This is a genomic window from uncultured Lamprocystis sp., from assembly GCF_903933125.1.
Taxonomy (GTDB): Bacteria; Pseudomonadota; Gammaproteobacteria; order Chromatiales; family Chromatiaceae; genus Thiodictyon.
Genome location: NZ_CAIZIZ010000572.1, coordinates 1 through 24,523 on the forward strand (window position 1 = coordinate 1; position 24,523 = coordinate 24,523).

At 65.6% G+C, this 24,523-nt stretch carries 16 protein-coding genes; 3 read left to right on the forward strand and 13 right to left on the reverse strand.

Annotated features, from left to right (window positions below):
• Nucleotides 1-249 precede the first annotated feature (249 nt).
• Nucleotides 250-2,262 carry a propionyl-CoA synthetase gene (locus QZY03_RS30955; protein WP_363169115.1) on the reverse strand — a complete coding sequence of 671 codons (2,013 nt, stop codon included), beginning with the start codon at nt 2,260-2,262 and terminating at the stop codon, nt 250-252.
• 427 nt (nt 2,263-2,689) lie between these two features.
• Here QZY03_RS30955 and QZY03_RS30960 point away from each other — a divergent pair, with 427 nt between their 5' ends.
• Entirely contained in the window at nt 2,690-5,119 is a 2,430-nt protein-coding gene (locus tag QZY03_RS30960; RefSeq protein ID WP_295588078.1) for an EAL domain-containing protein, read from the forward strand.
• A gap of 482 nt (nt 5,120-5,601) precedes the next feature.
• Complete coding sequence (locus QZY03_RS30965; RefSeq protein ID WP_295588080.1) at nt 5,602-6,261, forward strand: lactate utilization protein; 660 nt, start codon at nt 5,602-5,604, stop codon at nt 6,259-6,261.
• An 11-nt stretch (nt 6,262-6,272) separates the two neighbouring features.
• Here QZY03_RS30965 and QZY03_RS30970 read toward each other — a convergent pair whose 3' ends face one another.
• From QZY03_RS30970 to QZY03_RS31010, 9 genes are all read right to left on the reverse strand, one after another.
• Nucleotides 6,273-6,515, reverse strand: coding sequence for a hypothetical protein (locus tag QZY03_RS30970; protein ID WP_295588082.1), 243 nt, complete (start codon nt 6,513-6,515; stop codon nt 6,273-6,275).
• A 138-nt stretch (nt 6,516-6,653) separates the two neighbouring features.
• Nucleotides 6,654-9,023 (reverse strand): arylsulfatase, encoded by a 2,370-nt coding sequence (locus QZY03_RS30975; protein ID WP_295588084.1) that lies wholly within the window; start codon nt 9,021-9,023, stop codon nt 6,654-6,656.
• A 413-nt stretch (nt 9,024-9,436) separates the two neighbouring features.
• On the reverse strand, nt 9,437-11,695 hold the full coding sequence (locus QZY03_RS30980) for an EAL domain-containing protein (protein ID WP_295588087.1): 2,259 nt from the start codon (nt 11,693-11,695) through the stop codon (nt 9,437-9,439).
• 12 nt (nt 11,696-11,707) lie between these two features.
• Nucleotides 11,708-13,210, reverse strand: coding sequence for an arylsulfatase (locus QZY03_RS30985; RefSeq protein WP_295588089.1), 1,503 nt, complete (start codon nt 13,208-13,210; stop codon nt 11,708-11,710).
• 92 nt (nt 13,211-13,302) lie between these two features.
• Nucleotides 13,303-13,566: a hypothetical protein gene (locus tag QZY03_RS30990; RefSeq protein WP_295588091.1), complete on the reverse strand. Its 264-nt coding sequence runs from the start codon at nt 13,564-13,566 to the stop codon at nt 13,303-13,305.
• Nucleotides 13,567-13,637: 71 nt separating this feature from the next.
• Nucleotides 13,638-14,612, reverse strand: coding sequence for a transporter (locus QZY03_RS30995; RefSeq protein ID WP_295588094.1), 975 nt, complete (start codon nt 14,610-14,612; stop codon nt 13,638-13,640).
• A 21-nt stretch (nt 14,613-14,633) separates the two neighbouring features.
• Entirely contained in the window at nt 14,634-16,190 is a 1,557-nt protein-coding gene (locus QZY03_RS31000; protein WP_295588097.1) for an arylsulfatase, read from the reverse strand.
• Between the two features lie 207 nt (nt 16,191-16,397).
• Nucleotides 16,398-17,630: an OmpA family protein gene (locus tag QZY03_RS31005; protein ID WP_295588099.1), complete on the reverse strand. Its 1,233-nt coding sequence runs from the start codon at nt 17,628-17,630 to the stop codon at nt 16,398-16,400.
• 171 nt (nt 17,631-17,801) lie between these two features.
• Nucleotides 17,802-17,975 (reverse strand): hypothetical protein, encoded by a 174-nt coding sequence (locus QZY03_RS31010; protein ID WP_295588103.1) that lies wholly within the window; start codon nt 17,973-17,975, stop codon nt 17,802-17,804.
• A gap of 322 nt (nt 17,976-18,297) precedes the next feature.
• Here QZY03_RS31010 and QZY03_RS31015 point away from each other — a divergent pair, with 322 nt between their 5' ends.
• Entirely contained in the window at nt 18,298-19,320 is a 1,023-nt protein-coding gene (locus QZY03_RS31015) for a helix-turn-helix domain-containing protein (protein WP_295588105.1), read from the forward strand.
• Nucleotides 19,321-19,368: 48 nt separating this feature from the next.
• On the opposite strand, the gene QZY03_RS31020 is transcribed toward QZY03_RS31015, so the two are convergent.
• Genes QZY03_RS31020 through QZY03_RS31030 form a run of 3 tightly spaced genes read right to left on the reverse strand, consistent with a single transcriptional unit; the run spans nt 19,369 to nt 24,384 of the window.
• Entirely contained in the window at nt 19,369-19,908 is a 540-nt protein-coding gene (locus QZY03_RS31020) for a hypothetical protein (RefSeq protein WP_295588108.1), read from the reverse strand.
• Nucleotides 19,877-22,906 (reverse strand): DEAD/DEAH box helicase, encoded by a 3,030-nt coding sequence (locus tag QZY03_RS31025; protein ID WP_295588111.1) that lies wholly within the window; start codon nt 22,904-22,906, stop codon nt 19,877-19,879. Before QZY03_RS31025 ends, QZY03_RS31020 begins: the two co-directional genes overlap by 32 nt.
• On the reverse strand, nt 22,903-24,384 hold the full coding sequence (locus QZY03_RS31030; RefSeq protein WP_363169935.1) for a site-specific DNA-methyltransferase: 1,482 nt from the start codon (nt 24,382-24,384) through the stop codon (nt 22,903-22,905). The genes QZY03_RS31025 and QZY03_RS31030 overlap by 4 nt, the downstream gene beginning before the upstream one ends.
• Nucleotides 24,385-24,523: the final 139 nt, after the last annotated feature.

Sequence of the window (24,523 nt, forward strand, 5' to 3'; positions counted from 1 at the left end):
CCCGTGGGAGCGGCCTCCGGCCGCGATGGGGCCGCACGCGATCTCGACCATGGGTGTTCAGCCCGGCACCGCATCGCGGCCGGAGGCCGCTCCCACGGGTTTGGTTTGTGCGTGACGTTTGCGGTCACTTGCCGAGCTGATGCGGCTGGCGACGGGACGCTGATCGCGCTTTGCAGCGCGATGCGTTGGTGTTTGAGGCGGCTCACCGGCGGGCACATCCCGCCGGTGAGCGGTTCCAGGCGGGACGGATCAGCCGTGCTTGGCGTAGCCGATAGCCGCCAGTGCGGCCTCGATCTCGTCCAGAATGGCCGGATCGTCGATGGTGGCGGGCGCCTTGTACTCCTTGCCGTCGGCGATGCTCTTCATGGTGCCGCGCAGGGTCTTGCCGGAGCGGGTCTTGGGCAGGCGCGGCACGATGACCACGGTCTTGAAGGCGGCCACCGGGCCGATCTCGTCACGGACCTTGCTCACCAGTTCCTTCTGGATGACCGCGTGATCTCGCGTCACTCCGGACTTGAGCACGACCAGACCGAGCGGTAACTCGCCCTTGAGCTGGTCCGCGGCACCGATCACCGCGCACTCGGCGACATCCTGATGCCCGGCCAGCACGGCCTCCATGCCGCCGGTGGACAGGCGGTGGCCGGCGACATTGATGATGTCGTCGATGCGGCTCATCACGAAGATGTAGCCGTCCTCGTCGATATAGCCCGCGTCACCGGACAGGTAATAGCCCGGCTGGATGGCGAGGTAGGACTGGAAGTAGCGCTCCTCGTTGCCCCACAGGGTGGGCAGACAGGCGGGCGGCAGCGGCAGCTTGATCATGATCCGGCCGATGTCACCGGGCTTGACCGGCTCTCCGTTCTCATCCAGCACCTCGACGGCATAGCCGGGAACGGCCCGGGTGGGCGAGCCCGGCTTCACCGGCAGTTGCTCGATCCCCATGCAGTTGGCGGCGATGGCCCAACCGGTCTCGGTCTGCCACCAGTGGTCGATCACCGGAACCTTCAGGATCCGCTCGGCCCAGCCCAGGGTATCGGGATCGCAGCGCTCGCCGGCCAGGAACAGCGTCCGCAGGCTGCTGATGTCGTATTTCTTGACGTATTCCGCGTTGGGGTCGTCACGCTTGATGGCGCGAAACGCGGTCGGGGCCGTGAAGAGCACCGAAACCTTGTGTTCCTCGACGACGCGCCAGAAGGCGCCGGCATCCGGGGTGCCGACCGGCTTGCCCTCGTAGACGATGGTGGTGCAGCCCATCAACAAAGGGGCGTAGACGATGTAGGAGTGGCCCACGACCCAGCCCACGTCGGAGGCCGCCCAGTAGACCTCACCGGGTTTCACGCCGTAGACGTTGCCCATGCTCCAGGCCAGCGCCACCGCGTGTCCGCCGTTGTCGCGTACCACGCCCTTGGGCACCCCGGTGGTTCCCGAGGTATAGAGAATGTAGAGCGGATCGGTCGCCGCCACCGGGACGCAGTCGGCGGGTTGCGCCGCCGCCACCGCCTCGGCCCAGCCGATGTCGCGGCCTTCGACCAGGATCCCGGGTCCTTGCGGGCGCTGGTAGATGATGCAGTGGTCGGGCTTGTGAGCCGCCAGGTTGATCGCTTCGTCGAGCAGCGGCTTGTACTGGATGACGCGGGTGGTTTCGATGCCGCAGGAGCCGGCCACCATGACCTTCGGCTTGGCGTCATTGATGCGGGTGGCCAGCTCCAGGGAGGAGAAACCGCCGAACACCACGGAGTGGATCGCGCCGATGCGGGCGCAGCCGAGCATGGCGATCACCGCCTCGGGAACCATCGGCATGTAGATGATGACCCGGTCGCCCTTGGTGACCCCGAGGTCGCGTAGCGCCCCCGCGAAGTGGGACACCCGGTCCTGCAGCTGACGATAGGTGATGACCTCCTTGGAGTTGGTCACCGGGCTGTCGTGGATGATCGCCGGCTGGTCGCCGCGGGTCGCCACGTGGCGGTCGACGGCGTTGTAGCAGGTGTTGAGTTCCGCCCCGCTGAACCAGCGGTAGAAGGGGGGGCGGGAATCGTCCAGCACGCGTTCCCAGGGCCGGATCCAGTCGATCAGGCCGGCGGCTTCCGCCCAGAAGCCATTGGGGTCGTTGATGCAGCGGTCATAGATAGCTTGGTAACCCATCGCTTTTTTCCTCCGGTGGTCAGAACATGGCCTCAGCGCGGTGCGAGGCGTCTTCGTTTTGGGCGTCGCAACCCTAGCTGCTTCCGGGGGCGCTTGCAATGGTTCCGTCATCCGCGGCATCTTCTGAATCCACTATTCGCGAAAGCCATTCCCGGCTATCCTGAACACCCTTGCGTCAGTGTCGCGTGGATGCGCCGGGAAACTTGGGCTGCCTGCTGGTTGCAGCGGCCAGCTTCCAGCTTCCAGCTTCCAGCTTCCAGCTTCCAGCTTCCAGCTTCCAGCTTCCAGCATCCAGAGTCCGTGGGCGGTGCACTGCCGGTCCGCGGCGGGTCGCTCGCCGCGTTCGACGACTTCGTCAACAGTTGGACCCACGGGTCTGCGGGGACATCGGCAAACACGTTATGTCTATATCTGACCACGAACGATATCCGCGCATCAATGCGCTGCGCAACCGCGAACATGCCCCGTCCAGGTTGGTGAAGGATTGGCGGCGCCAGTCGCCACCCGCTGCCCGCTGACCGCAATCGTGGGGCGGGACCGACCGAGGTTGGGGTTTCTGAGCCTGCGCTGGCAGGCGTTGATCGCACTGTCGCTGATCCTCTTGCTCGTCAATGGCGCGCTCGCGCTCATGGCCTACCACCAATCGCTCGCTCAGTTCGAACTCCAGCAATCGGGTGTCCGGGCGAACCAGGTTCGCCAATTGCTTGGTTTGTTGGAGAACAACTACGAGGAGATGACCCGCCTGGTGAGCGTGGTGCGGACCCTGGGTCAGAATGCTCCGGCCGATACCCCTGGCGGCCGGGACTTCGGCGCGCGCTTGGCGCGCGGGCTCGAAAGCGAAGGGGCCTTGCTGGGATTGGAATGGGATATTCGTTTGGTGCTCTGGATCAATCCGGCCGGCGTGCCCGTGCTGATCTGGCCGGCGGATGCCCAGGTACCGGACGCCGCGCTGTTTGCCGGACTGCGGGGTGCTGACGAGGGCGTCGCGCGTCTGTTCATGTGTCGGCCCGAGTGCCTCCAGTTCCTGGCCGCGCCGATTCTCTGGGAGGGCGAGACCGGCGGGATATTGGTGCTTGGGCGCTCCCTGGCCGATGCCTTGCTTGCCTTCAATGCCCTGACCGGAGCCGAGGTGGCCGTCTTCACCGGCGCGGCCACGGACTCCGCGGACATGAGTACCGCGGTCCGTTATCCGGCGATGACCCACCCGAGCCGGACCGAACCGATCATTCACGCCATCGCCGCCGACCTGGTCGCCGCACCGAGCGGAGTTGCGGGTGGGGGCCAGCCCGTGCTCGGTGAGCTTGGCGGCCACTGGTTCGAGGTCTTCCGTGTCGATGCCTTGGCCCCCGGTATCAGCGCGCTCCTGGTGAACGACGTGACGGCCGAGCGCCAGGCGATCCAGGCGGCGACCCGCATCAGTATCCTGCTCGGTTTGGGTGGGTTGATCTTGTCCGGCTCGCTGCTCTTCTGGGTCGCCCAATCCTCGGTCGGACGGCTGCAGCGGATCGCGGTCGCCTTGCCGCTCCTGGCCGATAACCGGTATCGGGAGCTGCGGGCACGGTTGCCCCCGGTTGGCGGCCGGCTGGCCCCGAAGGACGAACTGGATCAACTCAGCGAGACCGCCCAGGCGCTGACCGATCGGATGGAACTGCTGCAACGCGATCGGGAAGAGGCGGAAGCGCGGTTGGTGTGGTTGGCCGACCACGATCCTTTGACGCGTTTGTTCAACCGGCGGCGTTTCAACGATGACTTCAGCCGTGTACTGGATGCGGCATTGCGTTTCGGTCACCGCGGTGCCCTGCTGTTTCTCGATCTGGACCAGTTCAAGGATGTGAATGATCTGAGCGGGCACCAGGTCGGCGATCTGATGTTGCAGCGCGTCGGTGACCAGTTGGGCAAATTGGCGCATCCGAGCGACATCCTGGCGCGCCTGGGTGGGGACGAGTTTGCTTTGGTGCTTCCGGAATGCAACGCCGACACCGCCCTGGAGTACGCGGAACGCATCCAGGCCGCGGTGCGATCCATCATTGTGCGTGAGCATGTCCGCGTCCACCGGGTCACCGCCAGTATCGGGATTGCCCTGTTTCCCGATCAGGGTCAGGATGCGCATGAACTCCTGGCGAATGCGGATCTCGCCATGTTCCAGGCGAAGGAGAAGGGTCGCGGACGCTGGCACCTGTTCTCCGCCGACGACCGCGCGCGCGAGCAGGCGGACGCCCGCGTCACCTGGCGGGACAAAATCGCCGAGGGCCTGCGGGAGGACCGCTTCGAACTGCACTTCCAGCCGATCGTCGATATCGCGAGCGGGATCGTGCAGCACTGGGAAGCCCTGCTGCGTATGCGCGACCCGCGCGGCGAGTTGGTTTATCCGGATCGCTTTATCCCGATCGCGGAGAAAACCGGTCAGATTCGGGCCATCGATCATTGGGTCTTGGCGCACGCCGTCACGTTGCTCGGTCGGGACCCGCGCCTGCGACTGGCGATCAATCTGTCCGGGAGCGCCATGGACGACGATTCGCTGCTGCCTGATATCGAGCGCTTGCTGACGGGGCACCGGGTGACGCCGACGCGCTTGACCTTTGAGGTCACCGAAACCGCCGCGGTGGGGAGTATCGCCAGGGCGACCGAGTTGATGCAGGGCATCCGGCAACTTGGTTGTCGCTTCGCTCTGGATGACTTCGGTACCGGTTACGCCTCCTACGCCTATCTGCGCAAGCTTCCGGTCGACGACGTCAAGATCGACGGCGCCTTTGTCCGTGACCTCGCAACCAACCGGGAGGACCGGATTTTCGTCAAGGCGATCACCGACATGGCTCACGGCATGGGGAAGCGGGTGATTGCGGAATATGTGGAGAACGCCGAAATCTACGCCGTCCTGAGCGAGCTTGGGGTCGACTGTGCCCAGGGCTATTATCTCGGCCGTCCGGCGCCCCATGCCGAATCCGTGGAGCTGCCGCGTCCACTGGCGGTGGCTTAGGTGATTTCCGGCAATCGCCCTGGTAACGAAACAAGAACCAAGCTAAACACGAACATCATCGTTGTCGTAATCGGAGAAGCGATGTAATTTGTGGCCTTCATCATCGTTCCGGCCGTAGTGGACAAGCGCTAGCGCAGTCCACCGAATCCCGCGCCGCCGCTGGTTGACTGCGCTGCGCTTGTCCACCCTACGATGTTCCGTGGCCGGAACCGTGATCAAGGTCGACCCTGTGGGAGCGGCGTCCCGCCGCGATGGGGTCGGGCGTGACACCGCAGCGTTCGAGATCACCGCGGCACCGCATCGCGGCGGGACGCCGCTCCCACGGGGCCATTCATTGTCCGGGGCGGCTGATGTTCCTTCCATGGCCGGAACACCGGATACCACCCACCATCGGCTCGGATCTTAGGTGCGACTGAAGTCGCACCTAACTTACCGGTATCCAAATTGTCGGAAATCGCCTTATTATCCGGAGGATGGTGATCATGACCGATGCAAAGGCAGGAATTCTCACGCGCTTGCGGGCGGCCCCGCCGCCCGCGGTCAGTGCGGCAGCCACGTTCGCTGTCCGCCGTTTCGATTGGGACTCAAGAGAACGGCTGGCACGTTTCCAGGAGCGACTGGAGGCGGTCCACGGCCAAGTGCAGCGGGTCGGCGCGGACTGGCCGCTGGTTCTGCACGACCTGTTGCACCAGCGGGGAGTGACGGATCTGCTGTGCGGTGCCGGTGGCCCCGTCGCGGCTGAGCTGCAAGGTGCCTGGCCCGTGCCGGCCGCCATCCGGCTGCAACCTTACGCGGAGCCGATCGAGCGCTGGCGGGGTGAACTGTTCGATCAGGTCCAGGCGGGCGTCACCGGCTGCCGCGGCGCGATTGCCGAGACCGGGACCCTGGTGCTGTGGCCGGATCGCGATGAGCCCCGGCTGCTCTCACTGGTGCCGCCGATCCATGTCGTCTTGCTGGATGCCGGTACCATCTTTAGTACCTTTGCTGAATTGCTGGACGTCCAAGGCTGGGCGCAGGGGTTGCCGACCAACGCCCTGCTGATCACCGGCCCGTCCAAGTCCGCCGATATCGAGCAGACCCTTACCTACGGTGTGCATGGACCCAAGGAATTGATCGTGCTGGTGCTCGACGCGGGCCCTTGATCACTCAGGATTCAGGCCGCCGCCGCGAAGCACGCGGCTGGCGGCTGTTCCCCTGTCGGCGCCTGCAATTCCGCGATCATCGTGGCGACCAACTGCCGCGCCTTTGCCTGCAGCAGTAAGCGGGCCCCACGGGTCTGCGGACTCTCGTTGATGTCTTCGTTGTCCCGCTCCGAGTCGATGAGGTGCAGCAGCGCCAGGGCCTCTTCAATCATGGCGGCGCGCGTGCGTTCAGTGCTGTCAGTCGTGTCGTTCATTGGATGCTCTGGCATGTGCCATAACGATGTATTTAATCTTAGCCCAGTCCTGTGATGGAGTTGTGATGGCCGTCACACTTCTGCCTCGTGCTTCATGGGTTGGTCGGCATTCCGACGTCTGGCCGGTCTCCTAATCCATTACTTCAGAACGACTTCGACCGAGTCGATGGTTCCGTCGAAGGCAAAGGGCCGTCGATCGAAATAGTCGAGCGAAACCGGTGAGCCCAGGTCGGTACCTACATCGAGTGTCTCGCTTGCCGTGAAGGCGGCCGGGACGGTGCGCTTGACCGTGGTCCGGGCGACCTCCTGACCGTCGACGCTGAGCACCACCTCCGCCGGGGCGCCGGGCTTGGCAATCGTCGTGTCGACTTCGATCCGATGTGGTCCAGCCGGGAGCTTTTCCTGTGAGCGTGCCGTATAGCGCTCGATGATCATCATGTTGTACTCGTAGACGAGGACGCCCCGGTCCAGGTACAGGGCGAGGCCCCCGGAGGCACCGCCCAAGGCGTAGAGCACACCTGATGCGTCCGGTCCAAGGGCGGCGTCGATGCTGACATGATTGCTCTCGCGGCCGAGACCCGGCGCCGTAAATTCCGGCATGCGTGTCGTGGTCGAGTCGAATTGCCAGCGTGTATAGGGTGTCTTGATGCGGTCCTCGGGGTGGAGGCGCAGCCAGATCCCCGCGCCGATGGGGAAGACCTGGTTCTCCTGTGCTTGTTCGAGGAACAGTGCCTTCATCGCTCCAAGCCGCTGGGGTTCCTGCGCGGCCAGGTTTGCGGCCTGTGAGAAATCGGCGGCGAGGTTGTAAAGCTCCCAGGAGTCCTGATTCGCGTCCCAGGTCGCGAGCCCAGGACTGACGGTGAGCCAGGGTGTCAGCGGGCCGAAGGTGCAGGCGTACCAGCCGTCCTGATAGAGGCCGCGGCTGCCGTTATTGTCGAAATACTGGGTGAGCTTGCGGCCGGGTGCCTTGGCGTCCCCAAAGGTGTACGCCATGCTGGTGCCGTCGATCGGGTCTTGCGCAAAGCCGTCCACTACCTTTGGCGGTTGGATGTGCAGGATGTCATAGAGTGTTGGCGCAATGTCATTGACATGGTGGAATTGGGGCCGCGGCGTTCGATCGGGCTGGATGCGCGCCGGCCAGGAGACGGCCAGCGGATTGCGCGTCCCGCCGAAGTGCGATGCGATCAGCTTGGTGTGCTGAAATGGCGTGTCGCCCGCCCAGGCCCAGCCGGCGTGATAGATGTTGTCCACCTTGGGGCCGCCGAGTGCGTCCAGGCCGCCGAGCTGATCCAGCGCCGCGCGTTGCTGCGCAATGGTGTTGGGGATCTGGTTCTGCGCCAGCAGTTCGCTGATGCTTCCTTGCTGTCCCTCGGCGCTCGATCCGTTGTCGCCGAAGACGTAGAAAATGATGGTGTTATCGCGCACGCCCAGGCGCTCCAGTTCGTCGATGACCTTGCCGGCCTGGGTGTCGACGTGCTCCACAAACCCGGCGAAGACCTCCATCAGCCGCCGCTGGAATGGCCGCTCGGACTCGGGGATGCTCTCCCAAGCCGGCATAGTCTCCGCTCGCGGGGTGAGTTGCGTCTCCGCGGGAATCCAACCGAGCGCCTGCTGTTGCGCGAAGGTCCGTTCGCGCAGTTGATCCCAGCCGTTGTCGAATTGACCTTGATACTTGTCCGCCCACTCCTTGAAGATGTGGTGCGGACCGTGTCCCGCTCCCGGCGCCCAATACACGAAGAAGGGCTTGTCGGGGGCAAAGGCGCGGTGTTTACGCAGCCAGGTGATGGTCTGATTCGCCAGGTCCTCACTCAGGTGGTAGCGTGCATCGTGGGGCGGTTCAATCGGATTGAAGTTCTCGACTAGACGCGGCTCCCATTGGGAGGTCTCACCGGCCAGAAAACCATAGAAATAGTCGAAACCGATGCCCTCGCCGGTCGGCCAGAGGGTGAATGGACCCATGGCCGTGGTCTGGGTGGCGGGCGTGTTGTGCCATTTGCCGAAGGCGGCGGTCGCATAGCCATAGTCCCCCAACACCTTTGCGAGTGTGGCCGAGGTCCGGGGGATCTCGCCGGTGTAACCGTCCCAGTCGACCGCCCGTTCGGCGATGGTGCCGGACCCCACCCGCTGATGGTTGCGCCCGGTCAGCAGCGCCGCCCGCGTCGGCGAGCAGATCGCGGTGGTGTGAAAGGCGTTGTAACTGATGCCGGCGTTGGCGATACGCGAGAGGGTCGGCGTATGGATGGGGCCGCCGTAGGTGTCCGCCAGACCAAAGCCCACGTCATCGAGCAGGATGATGAGGATGTTGGGCGCATCGGCGGGCAGGTGGTTCGGTGCCGCCCGGCGGACCATCGTCGACTCCTGCAGGGTCGGGCCGGCGATGCTGGCCGAGGGGGTCGGCGGGAAGGGCAGCACCGAGCCGTCGTCGGGGGTCGCGCTCGGGGTTGCCGCCTGGGTCGCAGGGGGTACGAGGCCGCACAGGGCGGCTAGCAGAAGGGACTTGGTCTTCATCGCTTTCGCATCTCCGGCAACTGCGGGTCAGTGGATTTCGGCCCAGTGTGACAGCCAACTTAGCCGACTGCTTTGGGGCCTGTCTATGCGTTTGGCGCAAGGCTGGCGCACCACTGGGCGCTGGCTGCCGCTGCAGACCCTTGCCGACTACGTGCCTGGGCATCCGATCGTTGCTATCGTGATAGCATCTGTCGTCTTGAGGAGGTCATCCATGGCCCAAGTGCTGGTTCGCAATCTCGATCACGATTCGAGGTTCAGTTTGGTCTCGCCCTGCTGCCGGACAGGCGGCGTCGGCGCTTGCTTGAACGATAACGATGCGCTGCTATATCGCCTTCGTACCTGATATCCGAACAGACGCTCGTGTAGGGGCGGGTTTAAAACCCGCCCCTACGTCCGGCTATCACGTCCGACAGCTATAACGGCTCCGGGGTCACGCAACGCACGTAGTCCGCAAACGCCGCGGCCGGTAGCGGCTGGCTGAACAGGTAACCCTGGCCGATACCGCACCCCTCGGCCTTGAGAAAGTCCGCCTGGGCCTGCGTCTCGACTCCTTCGGCGACCACACGCAACCCCAGTGTCCGGCCGAGCGCGATCACCGCGCGGGTGAGGGCACAGCCGTTAATGTTCGCCGGCAAGCCGGCGACGCAGGAGCGATCGATCTTGATCGCGCTCACTGCCAACCGGTTGAGGGTGGCCAAGGACGCATAACCAATACCGAAATCGTCGATGCCGACCGCGATTCCCAAGGCTTGCAGGCGCTGAATCGTTGCGGCTGCCAAGTCCGGGTTGGTCATGATCCAGGTTTCGGTGATCTCCACCGCCAGGCCGCCGGGGGTCATACCCACCTCGCCACAGATGCCCGCAATGGTTGCGGCCAGGTTTGGGTTTTGGGTGTCACGGCCCGACAGGTTGACCCAGACGGCGGCATCCGTCAGCAGTCCCTGATCCTGCCAGGCCTTCATCTGCGTGGCGGCAGTGCGTACCACCCAGGCGCTGAGCGGGACGATGAGCCCGATGGACTCCGCCAGGGGGATGAAGCGCCCTGGTTCGACTAACCCAAGCGCCGGGTGTTGCCAACGGATCAGGGCCTCGCAGCCGACGAGGCGACCGGTCGCGAGCTCGACTTGGGATTGGTAGTGGAGTACGAACTGCCCGCGAGCCAGTGCCTGGCGCAGGTCGGTCTCCAGCGAGACCAGGGCCAGGGCCTGTGCCGTCATCGCCTCGGTGTAGAAGCGGAAGGTGTCACGGCCCTGCTCTTTGGCGCGATACATGGCCGCATCGGCGTTGTTGACCAGGACCTCCACGTCGTCGCCATCATCGGGGTAGAGGCAGATGCCAATACTCGCGGTGACATAGAGCCGCCGGTCGGCAACCTCGAACGGCTCCCGGAAGGCCAAGACCAGCTGATGGGCGATCAGTCCGGCGTCGCTGCCCTGCGTCAAGGCCCCCAGGATCACGGTGAACTCATCGCCCCCCAAGCGGGCGACCGTATCGCCCTCCCGCACCATGGCGCGCATGCGCCGGGCGGCTTCCTGCAGGATCAGGTCGCCGACGGAATGTCCCAGGTTGTCGTTGATCAATTTGAAGCGGTCCAGATCGACGAACAGCAGAGCGACCTTGTGGTGCTCGCGGTGCGCGTGGCGTAGCGCCTGGTGCAGGCGGTCGGCGAATACGAGGCGGTTGGGCAGATCAGTCAGTGGGTCGTGCTCGGCGAGATGCGCCAGTTGCCGTTCACGCGCTTGGAGCTGGGCAGTCAGGTCCAGGTGCTCTGTGATGTCGCGCGAGGACTCGATCACGCCCAGCACCTCGCCCGTGCGGCTGAGCAGCCGCGAGCCGATGACCTCGATCCAATGGGTCCGTCCGTCCGCCCGCAGGTCGCGATGGACCACCTTCACTGGTAGCCCGCCGGCCAGCATTTGCGGCACCGGGCAGGGATGTTCCGCACTGTCGCAGCGGGTGTCGCGGCCGCAGGTCAGCCCGCAGCGGCCTTCGGCCGACATGTTCGCTGCCTGCCGTGCCGCCTGATTCATCAGCAGGAGCCGGCAATCGGTGCCGATGACGACGATGGGATCGCTGACCCCGTCGACGACCGACTGGAGGAAATGCCGCTCAGCGAGGAGCGCGGCGCGCGCCTGCATGATTTCGGTGATGTCCGAGAGGATCACCCGACACGTGGGCGGAGTCGCTTCGGCCGGGCGCGGGGTCTCGCGACGGATGGTCAGGCGCAGGTCGCGCCGGGTTGCCGGCGGACGGACTAAACCGACCTCACGGGACTCCTCCTCGCCGGTCGACAGCACCCGCCCGAGGCTGCTGAGCAGGACGCGGCCGTCCCCGGGGGCCAGCCGTGCTCCCAAGAACAGGCCCTCCGCTCGCGTTCGCTCGACCCCCAACAACTGGGCCGCGGTCAGGTTCAGTTGGGTGATCCGCCCCTCGCGGGTGAGTGTGGCGTAGGCCACTGGCGCATGGTCGTACAGGTCCACGTAGCGGTCGCGGGATTCTTCCAGCGCCTGCTGCGTGCGGCGCAGTTCCCGGTTCTGAAGTTCCAGTTCAATCTGATGGACTTCCAGGTCATGGACCACGCCCGCGGGGTCGGCCGCGTTGGATGCTTCGCGACGTAGCGCGGCGAGCAGTTCAGCCAGGATGCGGTCGGTCTGGTCGCGGAGAGGGGGCATGGTGGGACTGGCTCAGGGCTGGGGCAGCACCGGCTTCAGGTGCGGCATCCCGCCGTCGTCGATGTCGAAGTCCGGGTCGAACAGGGTCTGCCCCTGGGCGCCCAGATAGTCCGGCTGTGCCTTCATCCACTCGCTCATCTTCTGCTGCTTGGCATAGGCGATCAGGCGGTCCTCTAGGTCACGGACGACCTCCGGGTGCTGTTCGGCGAGGTTGTTCTTTTCGCTGGGGTCGGCGCTCAGGTCAAACAATTCGGTCTTCCCCGGCAGTAGCGCGACCTTGACCAGCTTCCATTTGCCCTTGATGACGGAGCCGCGAAAAGCCTCAACGTTGACCAGGATGTCGTCGTGCGGCGACGCCTGTCCCGTGGCGACGGTCGTCCAGATGTCTTTGCCGTCGAGCGGCTTGTCGGCGGGGTTGGCGGGGGCGCCGGCCAGGGCCAGGGCGGTGGGCATGATGTCGACCATGTGCAGGGGCTCGTCGACCACCCGCGGCTGGAGCCGGGCCGGCCAGTTGAAGATGGTCGGAACCCGCACCCCACCCTCATACAGGCTGCCCTTGCCGCCGCGCAGTGCGCCGTTGCTGGCCGGCAGCACGTCCTGGGTGACGCCGCTCTCGGCGCGTTCCTCCGGGGAGTGGGCACCGCTGGCAACGACCGCGCTGCGGGGTCCGCCGTTATCGCTGGAGAAGATGATCAAGGTGCTGTCGCGCAAACCGCGCTTGTCCAGTGCGGCGACAATCCGTCCGACCTGCACGTCGAGTGAGGAGATCATGGCCGCGTAGGTGCGGCGTGTCGGGTCGGCGATGGTGTCGGCATAGCGGTCTTCCTCGGCCTTGGGCGCCTGATAGGGCGCATGGGGCGCGAGCGAGGCAAAGTAGAGGAAGAACGGCTGCTTGGGATCCTGGTGTTCGATGATCTTGACCGCCTCATTGCCGATCAGGTCCAGATAATAGCCCTCCTCGTAGATGAAGGTGCCATCGCGCTGCCAATCGATGATGCCGGAGCGCTTGTGGGTGAAGTAGTCGACCTCGCCGACGGTGTTGCCGTAGAAGTGATCGAAGCCGCGATTCTGCGGCCAGAATTTCTGGTCGGCATGGCCCAGGTGCCATTTGCCGACCATGTAGGTCGCGTAGCCGGCATCCTTGAGCGCCTGGGGTAGGGTCCGCTCATCGGTGGGCAGGCCGTACTTGTGGTTGGGGAAGATCACCAGGGTCTGGAGGCCCTGGCGCATGGGGTAGCGGCCGGTCATCAGGGCGGCGCGGGCGGGGGTGCACACCGGCATGCCGTGGAAGTTCTCCAACTGCACGCCTTGCTTCGCCAGGGCGTCGATGTTTGGCGTGCGGATGTCGCTGCCGCGATAGCCGAGGTCGGCGTTGCCGAGGTCGTCGGCCAGGATCATGACGATGTTGGGTTTACCGACGGTTGCGGGCGGAGTATCGGCTGCGGCCTGGGCGAGCGGCACGGCGATCAGGCCGAGCCAGACGAGGGCGCAAGCGGCTAAGGCACGGGGTTTCATGGGCTGGTCCTGAAGTCGGCTGGGTGAGTTGATTCGGGTGGGCGGAGTCGCCGGCAGGCCCAGCGTCCGCGCCGTGGACCTTGCAAGCTGAATCACTTCGCGGTCTTTTTCGCCGCGCCTTTTTCAGTATCGGCCCCTGGTTTGAGCGTTCCCTTGTCCTCAATACCGGTGGCGCGCTTGGCAGTGTCCTTCGCCGCCTCGGCGGGCGAGCAGCGCCCGCCGACACCGACGGTCGCCTTGGCCGCCGCGCCCTTGGCCGCCTTCTGCGCGGTGCATTCCGGGTCGAGGACGCCGGCGCAGGCGGTACCGGCCGCGATCAACAAGGTCAAGCCGAGTAGGGTCGTGCGCTTCATCATGTGGTCTCCGTTTTCTCTCATAGTGGTGGGTTAAGGGTCATTCGGTACTCGGGTCTGAGTCCACTGCCGCCTCAAAACTGGTAGACGACCTTCAGCCAGACGTAGTCGCCCTCCAGTCGGTTGTGCACCTCCAACTCAGGCAGCCAGCGCAGCTCCGCGACCAAGGTGTCCTTGCCGCGCGGCAGGATATAGGTCAGCACCGGGCCGATGCCGGCGGTACGGCCCTGGAAGTCGCCGAGGCGTGCGCCCCGCCCGCTGTCGGCGGTCACCTGATCCAGGTAAAAGGCTTCCGCGCCGATACCGACGAAGCCCGGTCCGACCGGCAGCAATTGCTGGATGCTGCCGTCCAGGTGCAGGGTGGAGCCGCTGCGGTAGTCGGTGTCGGGGTTCTCGGTGTTGATGCCGATCCCCAGGTAGAGCGCGGCATTGAGCCCGCTCTTGTCGTTGTTGTAGGAGGCGCCCAGCGTCGGGTCGAAAGTCCAGTAGTTGAGGCCGGGGTTGGCCAGTCGGCCCTGCTGGTAGTCGCCGGTGGGGGCGTAGACCGGGAGCGAGGCGCTCAGTTGCCAGAACCCCGTCTTCCAGGCCAGCATGGCGGGGATCAGCGTCAGATCGCCGATCCCGGCGGCGCGGTCGCGCCGCCGAACGGTGCCGAGCGGGGTGTCGAGGTCCGCATCGACGCTGACCCAGACATAGGGCAGATAGGCGCCGAGGCTGTAGTGGGCGCCCAGCGGGGTCTGCTCGAAGGTATAAAGACCGCCGAGTAGGAGGGCGTCGCTGGTCGCCGCGAGGCCTGCGGTCAGAGTCCCGGCGATGGGGATGGTTTTAGACTTTGATGCCGTGCCTTCGTAATTCAGATAGATCGGCTCCACGACCCAGCCGGGCTTGGTCGGCGGCAGGTCGATCAGGGTCGCCATGCCGCCAGGCAGATAGTGTCCGGTCCCGCCCTCCGCGGCGAGCACGGCGGCCGGGCCTCCCAGGGCGATTGCCTGCACCAGCGCCAAGGTCGGCGCGGTGCGTCGGCAGACGCAAGGCAAAGGATTTTCCATCTTGAGTTGCTCCGGCCTGGCCTAATTCGCCTGCTGCATCTTGAGCAATTGCGATTGGATGCCCTCAATGGTCTTGCCGAACTGCGCGGAGAGTCCGACCTGCCGGATGGGGAAGTCCCTGAAGCTCGCGAAGTGCTGTTCGACGACGCCGACCATGGGTGTCAACACCCAGGCCTTGTGCTCTGCATACTGCCGATTCAGATCGCTCCACTGCCGCTCGAAGGGGTCCATCAGCAGATTGTCGATCACGGGGCGTCCCAGGTTGACCAGCGGATCGTCCCAATGGCCGTCCAGCTTGGCCGAGAAGGTGACCTTGAACTGGTTGTAACGGATCGCGGTCAGGGTGCCCTCGTCGTAGTAGAAGATGAAATTGCGCGCCGACTTGTCAGTCTGGCCCGTGAAGAAGGCGGTCTGGTCGAAGCCGTCGAGATGCACCTTGTAGCTGTGGCCGCCGTAGGTCTCGCCCGCCTTGAGCTTCGCGACCACATCGGCCTCGCCGGCCGCCGCCGCCAGGGTCGGCAGCAGGTCGGTCATATCGACGATCTCGCCACTCACCCGTCCTGCCGGCGCCCCCGGCCAGCGCGCCAGGAAGGGCACGCGCACGCCGCCCTCCCAGGTGGTGCCCTTATCCCCGCGGAAGGGCGAGGTGCCGCCCTCGGGCCACATGTATTGATAAGCGCCGTTATCGGTGGTGTAGATGACGATGGTGTTCTTGGTGAGGCCCGTCTCATCGAGCTTGGCGAGGAGTTCCCCAACGTGTCCGTCGTGCTCCTTGAGACCCTGGCCGTAGATATCCTCGCGGCCGGCGCGGGACTGGCCCTGGGATTCGGGCTTCAGGTGGATGAAGACATGCTGGCGGGTGGCGTTGTGCCACAGGAAGAAGGGCGTGCCGTCCTGGGCGCGACGCTCCAGGAAGGCGACTGACTTGGCGGCCACTTCATCGTCGAAGGTCTTCATGCGCTCGATGGTCAGCGGCCCCTCGTCCGCGGCCGGCCCGCCGGCGGTACAGGAGACGATGCCGCGCGGGTTGAACTTGGCCAGGAATTCGGGGTTGGTCGGCCGATCAGGGTCCTCCAGGTCCTCGTTGGCGTTCAGGTGATAGAGGTTGCCCCAGAACTCGTCAAAGCCATGCCGGCAGGGCAGGTGCTCGTCCAGGTCGCCCAGGTGGTTCTTGCCGAACTGAGCCGTGGCGTAGCCCTTGGTCTTGAGGATCTCGGCCAGTGTGATGTCCTCGGCCTTGAGCCCGGCGGGGGAGCCCGGCGTGCCCACTGTCGTCAACCCGGTGCGCACCGGCAACTGGCCGGTGATGAAGGCCGCCCGCCCGGCCGTGCAACTCGGTTGGGCGTAGAAGGCGCCGAGCCGCAGCCCTTCGCGCCCGATGCGGTCGATGTTGGGTGTGGCCACCCCCATGATGTCGGCGCCATAGGACGAGACGTTCATCCAGCCGATGTCGTCGCCCATGATGACGAGGATGTTGGGCTTGGCCGGCGCTGGCGCCGGGGTTTCCGTCGCGGCAAGACCGGGAAAGTGGATCAGCAGCGCCGCGATGGCGAGCAGACCGGGAAGGGATCGCTTCATGGGCTGGACTCCGGATGGGACATTAAATTGGGAATACGGACTTAACGGTCAGGTTTACGGACCACTCGGGGGCCAGGTTGGCGTTCGCAAAGTTATCTAGCCTTTGTACCTCTGATATCCAGACGGATCCCTGGTGTAGGGGGCGGGTTTGCAACCCGCCCCTACGTCCGGTTATCTCGTCCGACGGCTATACTCGGACTGGCGCGGCTATTTCTTCGTGACAACGATGTCGGTGCGCCGATTGCGCGCGCGCCCTTCCTCGGTGTCGTTATCGGCAATGGGGAACTCTTCACCGTAGCCTTGCGCCGCTAAGCGCGACGGGGCGACGCCGAGGGCAACGAGTTCGCGCTGGGCGCTGTCCGCGCGCTCTTGCGATAGTTTCAGGTTGTAGGCGTCATCGGCCTTGCTGTCGGTGTGGCCGGCGATCTTCATCTCCAGGGTCGGGTAGCACTTCATGATCTCGGCGATGTTCTTGATCTGGGCGCGCGAGGACGGTTTGAGCGCGGCCGAATCGGTCTCGAACTCGATCCGATCGAAGGAGAACCTGGTGTTCGGGCCGATGACCGAGGTCTTGTCGTCGAGGAATGCGATCAGCATCGACTCGACGCCATTGGCGCCGACCTCGATCATTTGGCCGGCGCAGATCGTCTGTTTGACCAACGCCGCCGCGGCGGGACTCGGTGTCGGTGCGGGTGCCGGGGCGACTGCCGGCGGCGTGGTCGTGACTGCGACCGGCGGGGCGGTCGTTCCGTGAACCGGTTCGGCTTGATGCGCGAACCACCAGACGGTCGCGACGCTGAGCGCGATCATCCCGAGCACCGGGAGGACGACCCATTTCCAGGTGTCGTCATCCGCATCCGCCGCCGCGCCATAGGCCCGTGCCGGTGCCTCGGCAAACTGGCTGACACCGAGCGCCGCCGCGCGACCCTGCGGCGCGGCGTCGCCCAGGAAGGACCCCGGTCCCGTGATCAGTTCGGCGACAGATGCGGCGTTGAGCCCGCCGCTGCTGCTCGCCTGCCGGCCGATCAGGTTGAGGACGAAGGGCACGGCGAGGCCGAGCAGCGAGGACGCGGCCGACTTGCCGATGTCGGCGGCGCCCGCCAGCCAGTCGACCAGACCCGAGACTCGCGACCCGAAGAGCGACGTGACCAATGGCGCACCAAGCTTGGCCAGGTCCGCGAGCCCGCTCGGGGTGCCGGCCACGTTGGCCGGAGTCCCGATCGTCTTGCCGTCGAATCCGCCGCGCTGGAGCATCTCCAACAGGTCGTCCGCCCCGCCCGTGTTCGCGACCTTCTGGTGGACTGCGCACATGACGGCCGGAACCGCAGCGGTGAGTGCGGTCTGCGTTTTGGCCGGTGTCTCGCCGACAAAGGACGCGATCTTGCCGATCACGTCACTGGAGAACTCGTTTTGTAACAGGCTGAAGAGATTGAACGCCATGATGAACCCCCGGGGTTGGATTGTTACGGACTGCGCACCAAACGCCTCCTGAGAACCAGGTGGCAGGACTGCGCGCGTCCGCTGCGGAGCACGGCCTGCCGCGGACGGCAGGGGCGCCGACAATAATAGATCGAAACCATCGCGCTGAGCCGCGGGTCAGCGCGTGGTGTGTCAGCCGGGCAGTCGCAGGTCTACGTTCAGGATGCCGCTCGTTCCACCGGCACTTGCGACCATGTTCCCGACATTGGCCTGTAGGTCTTTGAGTACGTTGCCGATACGCTCCCCGCCGGACTGGGACATCGTGTTCTGCATGAAGGTGCCGACTAGCTCGCTTAGGTTCGCCATCGATATTCTCCGCTCCGCTTTGGTGGTTTGGTTGATCTGCTACACTGCTTAAAGTGATCGCTTCGCGGTCACTTTGAGATGGTGTTACAAACTTGTTAGCCTCAATGGTGTGGAGAGAAAACTGCGAGTGATCGTCGGGCAGGTTTTTCTCTCTCACATCAATGCTGAAGAGATAGGATGAGACGAGCCGCGACTGGCCCGTCTCAGCCCAGCCAGGTGGGTGAATCGGCATCACCGCGGCGATGGTTATCTAAAACTGACGTGAACGGTAGGGCAAGCGTCGCGCGCGGTCTATGCATTTTCCGCAACCGGGGGAGAACCGTTGCAGACATCGAGACAAACGCCTGCCGCCGTGCGGACGGCCGCCGCGGCACCAAGCTCCTTCATCGTCTTTCAGGACATCGACGACCCCTGCGTCTGGGAGGCGGCATCGCCCCCGTGGGAGGTGCTCGCCTCACCCATCGGGTGCGGTCCTTTCCGGAACATCAAGCGGATCCTGGTTACCCCCAACTGGCTCATCTATCGGGAGTCCTTCAGCTGCGCTCTGCATGTTCAGGGCTGGACTCCGGCCGGGATGCTCGGCTTCACGGTGCCGTTCCGTCTGGGTGGTCGATCGAGCTACTGGGGGGCGGCACTTCACGAGCACGGGCTTCCCGCCTCCTTGCCGGGGTCCTTGGATGTCGTGCTGGATGCCGGTCAGGAGCAGATTGTCGCGCTGACGCGGCTGGACTGGCTGCGCAGCCAACTCGATCCGGTCGCGGCCTGGACCATCGAACGCTGTGCGGCCAGCCGGGTGCTGCCGTCCTCCGCCCGGCAGCGGAGCGCGCTGGGAACCTGGCTGCGGCGCCTGGTGGACCGGATCCATGCCGAGCCGCAGATCTTGGACTATCCCGCTGTCGTGACCGCTCTGGAACAGGACCTGCTGGATAGGCTGCTGCGTACCCTGTGCCCAGGCAGCCCGCTGGCGCCGTTGGAGGTGACGCACCGACGACAACGGGGTTTCGATCTCGCGATTGAGTCCATCCGCTCGGCCGACCTTGATGATCTTAACGTCGCGGACCTGTGCATCCAGGCCGGCGTCAGTCAGCGCACGCTGGAATACGCCTTCCGGGAGCGGCTGGGGGTCTCGCCGATGGAGTTCATCCGCCGGCTGCGGCTGCATGGGGTGCGCCGCGCCCTGTTGGCGGCAAGCCGCAAGGATGAGACGGTGGCGTCGATCGCCATGACCTTTGGTTTCTATCAGCTCGGCCGCTTCGCCGCGGACTACCGGGCGGTCTTCGGCGAGTTGCCGTCGGTCACGCTGTCCCGGCAGTGGACCTACCGCGGGGCGGGCCTGCTGGGTTGAGCGATCGGTCCAGTGCGCTTTTGTAAAAGGGACTGCGCCCAAGGTGAGTCAGTGGCTCTCATTGCCTTCTTGCCACAGATGGCAACCCAGATGAACGATTCGCAATTCGGCGCCGCTGCTGTGCTGGTGTCGGGTTACGAAGGCCCCGGACAGGAGCGGATGGTCCTCTGCGGGTCCGAGTGCCGGGGGGACCGCCTCGGGTCCAAGCTGCTCGCGGAGGCGGTTGAGCAGCACGACCATACCCTTATGCCGGATGAAAAAGGCGAGACACAGGACCCGTCCCTCGCGGCCGGTCGCGTAGCCCAGAAGCTGAGTCATCCCGTCACGGTGCCAGGCCGGACCGTCCCAGATCTTGCATTCGGTGAGGTGTTTGAACCCCAGACACCGCGGGTGCGAAATCGTCACGTCCACATGCCCGTTCTGGCGGGTCTCCGCTGAAGCGGGAACCAACTCGCCCAACAGGTCCGTGATGAGCTGGCTCAGGTCGATCTCGTTGAGTTTGCGATAGGTGCTGCGGCTCGATTCCATGCGCTGGACGACACGCTCGATCAGGCGCTCAGCGGCGTCGAGAAATGATGCTCTCGACATAACGCAGCAGCGCCCCCATGCTCGGCGCCGCCAAGTCAGCGAGCCAGGACAGGTCGGTGCGGCCCACCTTGGGGTCTTCGTGCACCAACAGATAGTGCCAGGGCTCCGGGTCGTGAGCGGTGAGCAGTGCGGCATAGCGGCGCCCGGCCCGCGCCTTGGCCTCATCGCGTTCGTCCATGCGGCCCTTCACCTCGCAGATCAGGTTGTGGACCCGTTTCACCCAGCACACCCGCAGGATGAAGTCCGGGTAATAGTGGGACAGGTGCCCCTGCCAGTCGTATTCGATGCGTAGGCCCACCCCCTGGCGATGGTTGTAGAGCCACCCCAGCACATCCGGGCAGCGGTCGGCCAGGACGGCGAAACGCAGTTCGTCCGCACTGTCGAAGGCACCGTTGCCGAAGCAACTGCGCTCGGTGCGCTCCAATTCATGTTGCTTGCGCGCGGGATAGGCCGCCAGGTCCGCGGCGCGCACCTCCCTGAGCTCGGCCACCCGCTCGGTCGGCCGGCCGGCGATCGCCTCGCGCAGCGCGGAGCGCAGGGCGTCGCGGACTTGGGTGATCACCTCCGGCCGCAGCAGATTGCACAGTGCGATACGCCCGCTCTCCGGTCCCGCCTCGATCGCCCGGTCGAACGACAGCGGCAACCCCATCGGCAGCCGGAAGGTGCGCCGCTCCAGGAAGTCCTTGACCACCGCCTTGACCGCGTTCTTGTGGGCGAAGGCGGCTTGGACCTCGCGCAGCAGAGGCAGTGCGTAGGCGACCTCCATCACTTGGTCATAGTCGCGGAAGGAGGGCGCGGCGGACAGGGTGAAACGCTGTCCGTCCGCGTCGTCCGCGGCCATCGCCTCGCGCAGATAGGTCTGCACCTCGCGATCCTGGAATGACTCCACCCAATCCAGCCGCTCCGCCGCCGCCGGGTCGGCGACCTGGAAGCCCGCGCGCCAGTCCTGCACCCGTTCCCGCTCGCCCAGGAAATAGACGAAGCGCACATCATGCACCGCCCGTTCCTCCGGCGACGCGAGCGGCTCGATCCGACAATACTCGGGTATATGGGCGGTCTCCCCCGCCTCGCGCACCTCCACGATGTCCTTGATCTCTTCGATGATGGCGTCGAAACTCGGGTGCTGCATGACATACAGTTCCTCCCTCGATGCCTGCACCGCCCCGTCCTCGTCCAGCTCCAGCGGGTGCATCCGCCGCAGGCCGCGCCCCAGTGTCTGCTCGGTCAGGGTGCGGCTGTCGCAGGCGCGCAGCGGGACGATGACCTTGACGTTGCGCACGTCCCAACCCTCTTTGAGCATCATCACGCTGATGACCACGTTGTAGGGGTTGGGCAGCAGGCGCGGCTCGCCGTGTTCGTCCAGCGCGCCGCTTGGGTCGCGGATTGCATCCTGGTCCACCGCGTTGACCGCCGCCCGGACTTTCTGCCAAGCGTCCTCGTTCTGCTCCTCCTTGGCGCCGATGTGGATCTGGATGACGGTGGAGCGGGGCACTCCGGCCGCATCTTGCTCCACGAACAGCCGCTCGCCCGAGTCCGGGTCGACCCAGCCGGTGACGGCGCGGGTGCCGCTCAGATCTTCCCGGGTCGCCTCGCCATAGGTCAGCGCGTTGGCGATCTCCTGCGCCTCGTGACGGTCTGCGCAGAGCAGAAACAGGATCGGCTTGCGCGCGTCGCCCTCGGCGCGCAGTTGGTCGCGCACCCGCTGCCAGCGGCCGATGCCGGCCCGCAGCAGCGGCTCGTAGGTGAGCCAGGCGTCCGGCTGGTTGGCGCGCACCGCCTCGCCCGCGGTGCCGTCCTTGGCCGTCACCCGCACCCGCTCCAGCACCGGATGCTTCACCACGCCGTCGGCAATCGCCTCCCGCAGCGGATAGTCGATGACCGTATGGCGGAACGGCCGCAGGGTCTTCGCCTTGGTGGACTTGGCCTTGCTCGCCCCGCCTTCTTCCTCGTACAGGGTGGCCGAGAGGTCCACCTGAAGCCCCAGCCCGGCACGCTGGTGCAGGGCGCGCAGACTGCGGACCCAGGCCATCGCATCATTGTCAGCCCCGCCCAGGCCGACCGCCCGCCGGTTGGCGGCAGTCTTCTCGTAACGTTGATGCGCGGGCTCGTCACCAACGTGATGGGCCTCATCGTTGATGACCAGGAGCCCGGCCCCGCGGCGCAGCCGCGTCAGCAGCGGTGTGCCCTCCGCCTCCAGCCGCTTGGGCTCCGGGGTCTCGAACAGCAGCCGTTGCTGGCGCGCCCCGCGCGACTCCGTGGCCAACCAGGGCGGCGGCGGTTCCTCCACCCGCAGCAGTTGATGGATGTTGGTCACCACCAGCGCCGGCTCGTTCGGGTCCAGGCGTTGCGGGACCGTCTCCGGGCCATAGACCGGCAGGTGCCAGTCCGGTTCCAGCGCGGGCGGGATCACCGGGTCCGCGCGGAACACGCTCGGTCTGTCGGTCGGCGCGAAGTCGAACAGCAGCCGCTCCTTGACGAAGAGCCCCGGCGCGATGGCCAGCACCTGCGGCCCCAGCCCCAGGTGTGCCGGCCCCTCCCGCAGTGCATTGAGCGTGGACCAGGCGATCACCAGGCTCATGATCCGCGTCTTGCCGGAGCCGGTGGCAAGCTGGCCGCCCAGCTTGGGCCAGGGATCCTGCCCGGTGAAGTCCCGCTCGACCGCGAAGGCGTCGTAGAGCCCATCCACGCCGCGGATGCCCAGTACTTCGTGCAGATAGATCAGGGTCTCCACGCATCGGCGCTGGTGCGGCCAGTAGCGGAAGCGCACCAGACCGCCGCCCAGCCCAGGCGCCGCGCTCGGCAGTTCGTGCGGCAGGGGTCGGAACCAGTGACGGAGCAGGATCGCCGTCGTTTCCGAGACCGGCTGCTCCTGCGCCCGCACCGGTTCATAGCGGCCGGGCGCGGTCCAGGCGTCTCCGGCCCCGCCCAGCGGCGAGCCGCGCCAGGCGTCGACCGCCGCGCGGATCTGCTCCATCAAGGAGGGTTTCTCGGCGCTCATCGCCCCACCTCCACGTCCACGATGCTGATCCCGTCATTGCCGAACACATCCGTCACCCGGGCGGCGATCTGGTAGCGGCCCGGCTGTTCATACCGGCACTCGGCGGTCAGCACCAGCGGGTCGACCCGGCCCTTGCCGCGGCGGATGCGGAAGCTCTGCCAGTCGGTGTCGAAGATCGGCTTGCCGTCCGGGCCGCCATGTGTATCAGGGTGGTCCGCATAGTCCCAGTCCACCGCCCAGAAGTCGACGAACTGCTGCCAAGTCGTCGCCCGCTCCAGCCACTCAAGCAGGACCGCGCGGCGCGCCTGCCAGCGGTCGTGTTCGGCCTGTGCCTTCTTGCGCTGAGCACCCGTGAGCCGGTCGGTGATCGGTTTGAGCGCCGGTTGCTGGCTCAGCAGAAAGCTCTGCACGTCCACCTCGCAACGCTCCAGGTGCAGTTGCACCAGCGGGCCGTCGACCTGGGCGCGGAGGCCAATCGCGAGCGGTGTGTAGAAGGCCGGCACCGCCATGGACTCCAAGGCCCCGTCGGCGGCCGATCCGCGGCGCAGGCGTAGCGCCACTTGCTCGATAGCCGCGCTGGGGATGATCCGCAGCGTGACCTGGACGCTGGTCTTCGCGCGGATTTCCTCGCGCTCCGGGTGCGGCAAGGTGTCCAGGTCCGCCGACAGGATGGTGACGTAGCGGGTGTCGGTCTCCGCCGCTTCCCGCGCGATCCCCCAGGCCTGCCGCAGCGGCACCGGGGCGTCCAGCGGACCCACATGAATCCAGCCGCGGTGGTCGCGTCCGTGCAGCAGGTTGAAACCGGAGACCGGTTCGCCGCCGAAGACCCGGATCATCTCCGGGCGCCAGGCGGCGGGCTGGCCGGCGGCATCCAGCCAGGCCTCGGCGCGCAGATAGACGCCCATGGACTCCACCGAGAAGGGACGCACCGCATACTGGCCGGGGCTGCGTTGCTTCTTCGGTTTACGCTCGATGTTCCCGCACTCCTCGCATTCGACGTAGTCGAATTGCTCCTTCGCCGGCGGGCGCGGCTGGCCCTGGAGTTGGATCAGCCGCTTGCGGGCCAGGTGGATGGCGTACTTGCCGTTGTCGATGCCGATCCAGCGTCGGCCAAGGCGTTCGGCGGCTTCGGCGGTGGTGCCGGAGCCGAGGAAGCAGTCGAGGACCAGGCCGTTGGGTGGGCAGGAGGCGGAGATGATGCGCTCCACGAGGGGAACGGGCTTTTGAGTGGGATAGCCGAGACGCTCGCTCGCCTGAGAGTTCACTGGCGAAATGTCATCCCAAATGCTCTGAAGAGGTTGTCCGTCATCATCAAGATATCTCTTATAGCGCGGCCGACCGCCCCCCTTCGGATATGCGATCAGCCCGGCATGGTCCAATTTTTCCATCGTCTCCTTGGAGTAGCGCCAACCGTTTGGCGGAGACGAGCAGCCCTTCCATTCATACATCATATTCGGCCGCGGATTGGGGCTTGTCATATCGAGGCGCCATTTAATAACCGGACGCGCCTTAATGCAATTTTTCTAGCATAGTCTATACTTAGAGTTAGGTTTTGGATTACGAGGAGAGTCGATCATGAGTAACGAATGGCTTAATGACGCAAGAAAGATTCCTGGC

Excerpts from the sequence above, each read along its gene's own strand:
- QZY03_RS31010 (WP_295588103.1), bottom strand. The coding sequence starts at position 17,975 with ATGGCGAACCTAAGCGAGCTAGTCGGCACCTTCATGCAGAACACGATG.
- QZY03_RS30995 (WP_295588094.1), bottom strand. The coding sequence starts at position 14,612 with ATGGAAAATCCTTTGCCTTGCGTCTGCCGACGCACCGCGCCGACCTTG.
- QZY03_RS30985 (WP_295588089.1), bottom strand. The coding sequence starts at position 13,210 with ATGAAACCCCGTGCCTTAGCCGCTTGCGCCCTCGTCTGGCTCGGCCTG.
- QZY03_RS30970 (WP_295588082.1), bottom strand. The coding sequence starts at position 6,515 with ATGAACGACACGACTGACAGCACTGAACGCACGCGCGCCGCCATGATT.
- QZY03_RS31005 (WP_295588099.1), bottom strand. The coding sequence starts at position 17,630 with ATGGCGTTCAATCTCTTCAGCCTGTTACAAAACGAGTTCTCCAGTGAC.
- QZY03_RS30975 (WP_295588084.1), bottom strand. The coding sequence starts at position 9,023 with ATGAAGACCAAGTCCCTTCTGCTAGCCGCCCTGTGCGGCCTCGTACCC.
- QZY03_RS31020 (WP_295588108.1), bottom strand. The coding sequence starts at position 19,908 with ATGTCGAGAGCATCATTTCTCGACGCCGCTGAGCGCCTGATCGAGCGT.
- QZY03_RS31025 (WP_295588111.1), bottom strand. The coding sequence starts at position 22,906 with ATGAGCGCCGAGAAACCCTCCTTGATGGAGCAGATCCGCGCGGCGGTC.
- QZY03_RS31030 (WP_363169935.1), bottom strand. The coding sequence starts at position 24,384 with ATGACAAGCCCCAATCCGCGGCCGAATATGATGTATGAATGGAAGGGC.
- QZY03_RS30955 (WP_363169115.1), bottom strand. The coding sequence starts at position 2,262 with ATGCCGCGGATGACGGAACCATTGCAAGCGCCCCCGGAAGCAGCTAGG.
- QZY03_RS30990 (WP_295588091.1), bottom strand. The coding sequence starts at position 13,566 with ATGATGAAGCGCACGACCCTACTCGGCTTGACCTTGTTGATCGCGGCC.
- QZY03_RS30965 (WP_295588080.1), top strand. The coding sequence starts at position 5,602 with ATGACCGATGCAAAGGCAGGAATTCTCACGCGCTTGCGGGCGGCCCCG.
- QZY03_RS30980 (WP_295588087.1), bottom strand. The coding sequence starts at position 11,695 with ATGCCCCCTCTCCGCGACCAGACCGACCGCATCCTGGCTGAACTGCTC.
- QZY03_RS31000 (WP_295588097.1), bottom strand. The coding sequence starts at position 16,190 with ATGAAGCGATCCCTTCCCGGTCTGCTCGCCATCGCGGCGCTGCTGATC.